Annotated in this window: 7 protein-coding genes; 6 read left to right on the forward strand and 1 reads right to left on the reverse strand. The window is 74.1% G+C overall.

Going from position 1 to position 8,877, the window contains the following annotated elements; all coding sequences use genetic code 11:
- Window positions 1-42 precede the first annotated feature (42 nt).
- The 3 genes from GSY69_RS09305 (at window position 43) to GSY69_RS09315 (ending at window position 4,729) form a co-directional block, all read left to right on the forward strand.
- Window positions 43-1,368: an MFS transporter gene (locus tag GSY69_RS09305; RefSeq protein ID WP_235936441.1), complete on the forward strand. Its 1,326-nt coding sequence runs from the start codon at window positions 43-45 to the stop codon at window positions 1,366-1,368.
- The gene (gene mdlC / locus GSY69_RS09310; RefSeq protein ID WP_328698823.1) at window positions 1,365-3,104 is read left to right on the forward strand and encodes a benzoylformate decarboxylase; all 1,740 of its coding nucleotides are present in this window, start codon (window positions 1,365-1,367) and stop codon (window positions 3,102-3,104) included. Before GSY69_RS09305 ends, mdlC begins: the two co-directional genes overlap by 4 nt.
- Window positions 3,105-3,271: 167 nt before the next feature.
- Window positions 3,272-4,729: a benzaldehyde dehydrogenase gene (locus GSY69_RS09315; protein ID WP_160953586.1), complete on the forward strand. Its 1,458-nt coding sequence runs from the start codon at window positions 3,272-3,274 to the stop codon at window positions 4,727-4,729.
- Here the strand turns inward: GSY69_RS09315 and GSY69_RS15200 are convergent.
- Complete coding sequence (locus tag GSY69_RS15200; RefSeq protein ID WP_328698824.1) at window positions 4,717-6,660, reverse strand: sugar phosphate isomerase/epimerase and 4-hydroxyphenylpyruvate domain-containing protein; 1,944 nt, start codon at window positions 6,658-6,660, stop codon at window positions 4,717-4,719. The two genes, GSY69_RS09315 and GSY69_RS15200, sit on opposite strands and share 13 nt — an antisense overlap.
- 297 nt (window positions 6,661-6,957) lie before the next feature.
- Here GSY69_RS15200 and msrA point away from each other — a divergent pair, with 297 nt between their 5' ends.
- The 3 genes from msrA to GSY69_RS09335 all read left to right on the forward strand — a co-directional run.
- Window positions 6,958-7,479, forward strand: coding sequence for a peptide-methionine (S)-S-oxide reductase MsrA (gene msrA / locus GSY69_RS09325; RefSeq protein ID WP_160953587.1), 522 nt, complete (start codon window positions 6,958-6,960; stop codon window positions 7,477-7,479).
- Window positions 7,476-8,192: a nitroreductase family protein gene (locus tag GSY69_RS09330; RefSeq protein WP_328698825.1), complete on the forward strand. Its 717-nt coding sequence runs from the start codon at window positions 7,476-7,478 to the stop codon at window positions 8,190-8,192. The genes msrA and GSY69_RS09330 overlap by 4 nt, the downstream gene beginning before the upstream one ends.
- An 80-nt stretch (window positions 8,193-8,272) precedes the next feature.
- Window positions 8,273-8,877, forward strand: a 605-nt coding sequence (locus GSY69_RS09335) for an MFS transporter (protein WP_456236791.1), incomplete at its 3' end; no start/stop codon positions are given.

Here is an 8,877-nt window from a genome sequence, read left to right on the forward strand (position 1 = left end):
CGAACCGGCGGGCAGCGTCGCCCGCCTGAGGAGAACACGTCAATGACGACACCCGTTCAGACCGGCGCCGCGCGCGCCTGGATCGTCGCCCTGTGCTGGCTGACGGTCATGTTCGAAGGCTTCGACATCGTGGCGCTGGGCGCCACGATCCCAATTCTCACCCATCCCGAGCTCGGCCACATGGACCTCACCGTGGCCAACATGACCTTCGTGTCCACCGTCTCGCTCGTCGGTGTGGGCGTGGGCGCGGCGCTCATCGGGCCCATCGCCGACCGCTTCGGCCGGCGCCTGCCGCTGCTGGCCTGCGTGGCGCTCTTCTCCGTCTTCACGCTCATCTTCCCGCTCATGCCCAACTGGGAGCTCATGGGCCTCGTGCGCTTCGTCGCGGGCCTGGGCCTGGGCGGCTGCATGCCCGTGGCCGTGTCGATCATGCAGGAGTCCGCGCCGCAGGGCCGCCGCGCCCATGCCTCCACCGTCACGATGACCGGCTATCACGCCGGCGCCGTGCTCGCCTCGCTCGGGGCGCTGGCCGTGCACACGGACTGGCACCTGCTCTTCTACGCGGGCGGCGCCCTCGGGCTCCTCTCGCTGCCGTTCATGGCCTGGAAGCTGCCGGAGACGCACCCGGCAGCGGCACGGGCCGGCGCCGCGGCGGCGCACACCCCGGCCTACCGCCTGCGCGACCTGTTCACGGACGGCCGCGCCCGCATCACCGTGGGCCTGTGGACGGGAGCCTTCATGGGCCTGCTGCTCGTCTACGGCCTCAACACGTGGCTGCCGAAGCTCATGGAGAAGGCCGGCTACAACATCTCCAGCTCGCTCGTCATGCTCTTCGTCCTCAACGTGGGCGCCATCATCGGCCTCCTCGTGGGCGGCAGGGTCGCCGACTCCCGCGGGGTCAAGGGCACGATCCTCGTGTGGTTCGGCGCCGCGGCGGTGCTCCTGGCCCTCCTGTCGATCCGCATCTCCAGCGAGCTGGGCCTCAACGCCGTCATCCTCGTCACCGGCGTCTTCGTCTTCTCCGCGCAGGTGCTCGTCTACGGGTTCGTGGGCTACCTCTACCCCCGCGACATGATCGCGACCGGCATGGGCTTCACCTCCGGCGTGGGCCGGCTGGGCGCCATTGTGGGCCCGTGGGTGACCGGCTCGCTCGTCAACGCCGGCCTGGGCTACCCGTTCGGGTTCTACTTCTTCGCCCTCGTCGCCGTGCTGGGTTTCATCGCCGTCCTCTTCATCCCCAAGCCGCGGGCCAACACCGCCGCGGCGCTGCACGCGGAGGTCGAGGCGCAGGCCCGGGGCGAGGCGCCAGCTCACGCGTCCGCGCAGCCGGAGGGTGCGGGGCCCGAGGCACGAGCCGGGCAGCCGTGAGCGAACGGGAGCCGCTCACCCCGGCCAGCGAGGCCGCAGGCCCCGACGGCGCTGCACCCTCCGCGGGGCCGGTGCGCCCCGCGGCCCTGCCCGCTGCGGCACTGTCGGACCGCACGGTCCTCGAATCGGCCGTCGAGGTGCTGCGCGCGCACGGGCTCACCACGATCTTCGGCAACCCCGGTTCGAACGAGCTGCCGTTCCTGGCCGCCCTGCCGGAGGACTTCGACTACGTGTTGGGCCTGCAGGAGGCGGTGGTGCTCGGCATGGCCGACGGGTATGCCCAGGCCAGCGGGCGGCCCGTCCTCGTCAACCTGCACGCCGCCTCCGGCACCGGCAACTCGATGGGCGCGCTGACGAATGCGCACTACGCGCACTCGCCCCTCGTCGTCATCGCGGGCCAACAGGTTCGCGCGACTGTGGGCCAGGAGGCGATGCTGGCCAACGCGGACGCAGCCCTGCTCACCCGGCCGCTGACGAAAGAGGCCGCCGAGCCGCTCAGCGCGCAGGACGTGCCGCGCGCCATCGCCCAGGCCGCGCTCGCCGCCGCCACCGCGCCCGCTGGGCCGGTCTACCTCTCGATCCCCTACGACGACTGGTCGCAGCCGGCACTCGCCTCGGATTCGCTGCTGCCGCGGCGGCGGGTCCGCAGCGCTGGGGCGCTGGGCCCCGAGCTGGCCGCGGAGCTGGCCGAGCGCCTCGCCGGGTGGTCCCGGCCCGTCCTCGTGCTGGGCCCGGATGCGGACACCCCCGCCGCGCGGGAGCGCACGCAGGCCCTCGCCGAGGCGCTGGGCGCCCCGGTGTGGACGGCGCCCTCCGCGCCGCGGCTGCCCTTCCCCACAGACCACCCGCACTACCGCGGAGTGCTGCCGCCGGGCATCGAGTCCGTGCGCGCACGACTGGCCGACCACGACGGCGTGCTCGTCATCGGCGCGCCCGTCATGCGCTACCACCGCTGGGAGCCCGCCGCCTACCTCGAACCGGGCACGGACGTCCTCCAGCTCACCGTCGACCCCGGTGAGGCGGTGCGCGCGCCCTACGGCGACGCGATCGTCTGCGACCTGGCGGAGGCGACCGCCCAGTTGGCTGCGGCCGTAGGCACCCATTCCGGCGGCAGCACCGGGCGCCAGCCGGCACCGGGACCGGAGTCGGCACCGGAGTCCGCGGCCCGGTCCGCGCCTCGGGACCCGGAGGAGCCGGCGGTGCCTGGCGCGCCGCTGACCGGCGCGGCCGTCATCGACGTGCTCAACGAGCGGGCGCGGGCGGACATCGCCTACGTCAACGAGGCGACGACGCTCGACGTGCTCGCCCCGGACCGGCTCCTCGTCACCCGGGCGGGGCAGTACATGTTCCCGGCCTCCGGCGGCCTGGGCTTCGGCATGGCCGCCGCTGTGGGAGCGGCGCTCGCGCGCCCGGAGGACACGGTCGTGGGGATCATCGGCGACGGCAGCGCACACTACGCCATTACGGCGCTCTACACCGCGGCACAGCGGGCCACCCGCACCGTCTTCGTCATCGTGGACAACGCCTCCTACGGTGCGCTGCGCGGCTTCGCCCGCGCGCTGCGCGCCGAACGGGCGCCGGGGCTCGACCTGCCCGGCCTCGACCTCGCGGCGATCGCGCGCGGGTACGGCGTGCCCGCGGAGGTCGTCACCACGCGCGAGGCCCTGCGCGAGGCCTACGGCCGGGCGCTCGAGGCGGGCGGCCCGGTGGTCATCGTGGCGAAGGTATCGCCCTAGCCGCACCGACCCGCACGGCCCCGCTCGGGCCCGCAGGCTCCGACGGCCCCGCGGACGCGCGGCTGCCCCAGAGCTCCACCCGCCGCGCACAGCGCACTGCGCGCCGCGCACAGCACATCGCGCACCATCCGAACCGAACGCAGCCCCACCCCTACGGAGGAGACACCATGGCACTGCTCGATCCCGCCACCTGGGAGAACAAGATTGCCGCGGGCGGCTGGCAGACAGGGGGCGGCGGCGTGCTCGACGTCGTCGAGCCCGCCACCGGCCACGTGCTCGGCCACGTGGGCGCGGCCACCGCCGACGACGCCTACGCCGCGGCCCGCCGCGCCGCGGTCGCTCAGCGCGAATGGGCGGCCGCGCCCCCGGAGGCGAGGGCCGCCGTCCTGCGCCGGGCCGGCCTGCTCTTCGAGGAGCACGCGGCGGAGATCCAGCGCTGGATCGTGCGCGAATCGGGGGCCATCGAGCCCAAGGCACAGCTCGAGACGCACACGGCGGCCAGCGAGTGCTTCGATGCCTCGGGCCTGCCGCACCTGGGGCAGGGGGAGGTGCTGCTCAGCGACGAGGCGCGCTGGTCGTTCGCCCGCCGGCGCCCGGTGGGCGTGGTCTCCGTCATCGCGCCGTTCAACTTCCCCCTCATCCTCTCCATTCGCGCCGTGGCCCCCGCGCTGGCCTGCGGCAACGCGGTGCTGCTCAAGCCGGACCCGCGCACCGCGGTGAGCGGCGGCGTGGTGCTCCAGCGCGTCTTCGAGGAGGCGGGCCTGCCCGCGGGCCTGCTCCAGACGCTGCCCGGCGGGGCCGAGGTGGGAGCCGCGGTGGTGGACGCCCCGGAGGTGGGCCTCATCGCGTTCACCGGGTCCACCGCCGCCGGCCGGAGGATCGGCGAGGCGGCCGGCCGCCTTCTCAAGCCCGCCCACCTGGAGTTGGGCGGCAACAACGCGCTCATCGTGCTGCCGGGTGCGGACCTCGACAGGGCGGTCTCCGCGGCTGCGTTCGGCTCCTTCATGCACCAGGGCCAGATCTGCATGACGACGGGGCGCCACCTGGTCCACGAATCGCTCTTCGACGACTACGTCGAGGCGCTGGCGGACAAGGCGAAGAACCTGCCGGTGGGCGACCCGCACACCGAGCCGGTGGCGCTCGGGCCCCTCATCGACGAGCAGCAGGCGGCCCACGCTCAGGAGCTCGTCGACGATGCGGTCGACTCCGGGGCGCGCGTGGCCGCCGGTGGCTCGCGCAGCGGCCTGCTGTTCGAGCCCACCGTGCTCACCGACCTCACCCCGGACACCCGCGCCTGGAAGGAGGAGATCTTCGGCCCCGTGGCACCGGTGATGTCGTACGCGACGCTCGACGAGGCCGTGGACCTCGCCAACGCCTGCGAGTACGGACTCTCGATCGGCATCCTGGGACCCGTGGGCGAGGCGATGAAGGCCGCCGACCGGCTGGACTCCGGCAAGGTCCACATCAACGAGCAGACCGTCTCCGATGAGTCCGCGGCGCCGTTCGGCGGCACGAAGGACTCGGGCAACGGCACGCGGATCGGGGGCATGCACAACAACCTCGAGACGTTCACCGAGGTCCAGTGGCTCACCGTCCGGCCGGAGATCGCGGACTACCCGTTCTGAGCACCCGGGCGGGCGCCGTCGCGCTCGCCCGCCCACTGGGCGGCCAGGCGGACCGCGGCATCGGCGCCGCCCCAGCCGGCATAGTCCCCGACCCGCTCGAGCACGTCGAAGGCCAGCCCGCCCATCGTGGGCGTGCAGAAGTGCAGGAGCTCGCCCCCGGCGTCGCGGACGTAGAGGATGCCGAGCTCCCGCCAGCGGCCCAGGACCGCCTCGGAGAGGCCGAAGCGGGCGGCGAGGTCCGCGTAGTAGTTGGCCGGGATGGCCAGCGGTTCGACGCCCGCGTCGCGTGCGGCGCGCGCCGCGGCCAGCGCGTCGGGTACGCGCAGGGCGAGGCGGTCGGGGAATGCGGCGGACCCGAGGGCGGGCGGGAGCAGGTCGAGCACCCACCGCGTGCCGCGCCGGGGCGACTCGAGCGCCTGCGCGGTCACGAGCCCGCGGAGGGTGGCCACATCCTGGGGCGCCGCGCGTTCGAGCAGCAGCGCGGATTCGAGCAGCAGCGCCGTGGCCTCGAACGCATCCCGGGATTCCGCAAACCCCACGTGGTCGAATCCCGCCCTCGCGCTGGGGCCGCACCCCAGGCGTGCCGCTGAGTCCTCCGCCGCGCCGAACCCGCGGGTCCAGCCCGCCAGACCCGGGTCGACGAAGGCCAGGCGTCGCGAGCCCGCCCACACGCCGGGCAGACCGCCCGTGCCGCCGTTGGCGCGCGGGGTGGGGGCGGCGCCCAGTTCCCGGGCCCGGCGCTGGGCGCGCTCCGCATCGGCGACGACCACCGCCACCGAGGCGATGCGCGTGCCGGCGTCCGCGCGCGGCGAGACCACGATGCGTGCCTCACCGGGCGGGGTCTCACCGGGTGGGGTCTTAGAGGGTCGGGTCTCAGCGGGTACCCCGGGCTCGGCCGCGGTCCCGGTCCCGGACCCGGCCTCGGTCGCCGTTCGGGCCCCGGCGCCGGCTGACTCACCGGGGCCGCGGAACAGCAGCTGCGAGGAGCGGGGGTGGCGCCCCACGAGCGCGAACCCGAGGCCGGCGAGCACCGCCGCCAGCGCATCGGGCCGGTCGGTGACGAGCTCGACGTGGTCGAGCGCCTCGACGGGCTCGATCGCCTCGAGCCCGCTCAGCAGCGCGCGCAGCTCGGGGTCGAGCCGCACGTCAGCGCGGGCGCGCTGCTGGAGCCAGCGCAGCGAGCGGGCGGCATCGACCGCGGTGATCCGGGGGTCGGCCTGGCGGAAGGCATCGTTGAAGACCTCGAGGGAGAGCGGCCCGCGGTAGCCGGTGCGCAGCAGGCGCACCGTGAAGTCGACGAGGTCGAAGGCGCCCTCACCGGGGAACACGCGGTGGTGGCGCGACCAGGCCAGGACCTCCATGCCCTGCGGCCGCCCGTCGGCCAGCTGGACGAAGAAGATCCGCTCGCCCGGAATGTCCTCGATGCCGGACGGGTCGTCGCCGCGGGAGAGGATGTGGAACGAATCGAGGCACACGCCTACAGCGGGATGGTCCGCGGCCCGCACGAGCTCCCAGCTGTGCCGGTACGTGCTCACGTGGGTGCCCCAGGCCAGTGCCTCGTAGGCGATGCGCTTGCCGTGCGCGGCGGCCAGGTCGCCCGCCCGGCGCAGCTGGGAGGCGAAGACGGCATCGTCGGCCACCGGCGCCTCGCCCGCGTTCGAGCACACGAGCAGCGTGTCGATTCCGAGCTCGTCCATGAGCGCGAGCTTCGCCTCGAGGCGGTCCAGGTTCGTCTCGAATGCGGTCTCGCCCACTCCCTCGAGGTCAGGGAAGGGCTGGTAGAGGTCCAGGCGCAGGCCCAGCCGCTCCGCGCGCTCGCGCACCTGGGCCGGGCTCAGGGCGCAGACCACCAGGTCCTGCTCGAACAGCTCCACACCGTCGAACCCGGCAGCGGCGCACGCCTCGAGCTTCTCCTCGAGCGTGCCGGACACGCATACGGTGGCAATCGAGGTCCTCGTCGCGTCTCCCTCGCGTGGGCTTCCGGGCGGCGGTGGCCGGGCCGGCCCGGACGCCGTGCGGCGCTTGGCCGCTGCTGCGCCGCGGTGGCCGCGGACGCTTCCCCCGGCATCGTCGCACAGCCGGCGGACCCGGCGCCCGCCGAGGGCAGCTCGACCAAGGGCAGCTCGGACGGGGGCGAGGCTCCACGGCGGCACGGGCCTGCCCTCCTGGCGGCGAGCCCCTGGGGGCCCACGCGGAATATCCGCACGGACCCGCCGGTTGCCGCCCACATGAAGACTCTGACGCTGGCCGCGGGCTGCTTCTGGTGCCTCGAGGCCGTCTACAGCATGACCCGCGGCGTGGAGAGCGTGGTCTCCGGCTACACCGGCGGGCACACGCCGCAGCCGGACTACTACTCGGTGTGCTCGGGCACCACGGGGCACGCGGAGGCCATGCAGGTGACGTTCGACCCGGAGGTCATCCCGGAGGACGTGATCCTGGGCATCTTCTTCACCACCCACGACCCCACGAGCCTCAACCGGCAGGGCAACGACGTGGGCACCCAGTACCGCTCCGCGATGTTCTACCGCGATGAGCAGGAGAAGGAGTACTTCGCCGCGCAGATCGAGAAGTGGCAGGAGCTCTTCAGCCGGCCCATCGTCACGACGCTGGAGCCGCTGGGCGAGTTCTTCCCCGCCGAGCCGGTCCACCAGCAGTTCTACGACAACAACCCCGGCAACGGCTACTGCACGTTCATCATCGACCCGAAGGTCGCCAAGGCACGCCGGCAGTGGGCAGAATGGGTGGCGTGACTGTGAACCCAGCGAACCCCGCCGCCGCCGGCGCACACGGCGCGCCCAGTGAAGACGCTGCTGCCCGCGCCGACCGGGCGGCCGGGCCGGGCCTCAAGGGCTCCGACCGTCCCCGCGGGACCGCGCGCGCAAGCGCTCCGGCGCATTTCGACGATCCCGTCCTCGACTCGATGGCCCGCCGCCGGTCGATCTCCTCCGTGGGCCCGGGCGCCCCCAGCGATGAGGAGCTCAAGGAGCTGCTGGCCGCCGTGACGCCCGTGGCGGACCACAAGGCGCTGCGGCCCTGGCGCCTCATCACCCTGCGCGGCGACGATCGCCTGCGCCTGGGCGAGGCCCTCGACGAAGCATCCGGCACGCAGCGCGAGCCCGGTGAGATCAACCGCAAGCCCCTCCGCTCGGACCTGCTCATCGCCGTCGTCGCGAAGCTCACCGAGCACCCGAAGGTGCCCGCCTGGGAGCAGCTGGCCACCGCCGCCGGTGCCGCCCACCTGCTCGAGCTCGCACTGTGGCAGGCGGGGTGGGGCGTCATGTGGCGCTCCGGGCTGGCCACGGATGCGGAGCCCGTCCGCGCCGCCCACGGCCTCGCCGCGGACGAGCAGCTGCTGGGCTGGCTCTATGTGGGCTCGGTGGACGACTACTTCAAGAAGAAGCTCGCGCAGTCCAGCCGGCCCCCGCTCGATCCGGAGCAGTTCCTCAGCCGGTTCGGCGAGTGAGCCCGGCGGGCCGGGCCCGCGAGGCCGGCACGCCGCGCGCGACTCGGGGGGCGTCTCCCGCCCCGCCCATTCCCGCGGACATCTGGGTGCTCGTAGGGGCTGCGTTCATCGTCGCGATCGGCTACGGCATCGTCGCGCCGGTGCTGCCGCAGTTCGCGGAGTCCTTCGGCCTGGGCGTGACCGCCTCGTCGATCGTCGTGAGCGCCTTCGCGTTCTTCCGGCTCGTCTCCGCCCCCGCGGGCGGCCGGTTCGTCAACCGGTTCGGCGAGCGCCCCGTCTACGTCATCGGCCTCCTCATCGTCGCCGCCTCGACGTTCGCCGTAGCGCTCTCGCAGTCCTACTGGCAGCTCCTGCTGTTCCGCGGCCTGGGCGGCCTGGGCTCGACGATGTTCACGGTCTCCGCGATGGCGCTCATCGTGCGCATGTCGCCGCCGCGGGCCCGCGCGCGCAGCACCGGGCTCTACGCCACGTCGTTCCTGCTGGGCAACATCGCAGGCCCGGTGCTGGGCGGCTTCATGGCGGGCCTGGGCATGCGGGTGCCGTTCGTCATCTACGCCGTGGGCCTCGTCATCGCAGCAGCCGTCGTGCGCCTCAAGCTCGGCAGCGCGGGCGCCAGGCCGGTGGCCGCGCCCGGCACCGGGGACGGTGCCGCCCCCACGGCCGCTGCGCCGCCCGCCGCCGAGGC

Source organism: Brevibacterium rongguiense (assembly GCF_009857845.1).
GTDB lineage: Bacteria > Actinomycetota > Actinomycetes > Actinomycetales > Brevibacteriaceae > Brevibacterium > Brevibacterium rongguiense.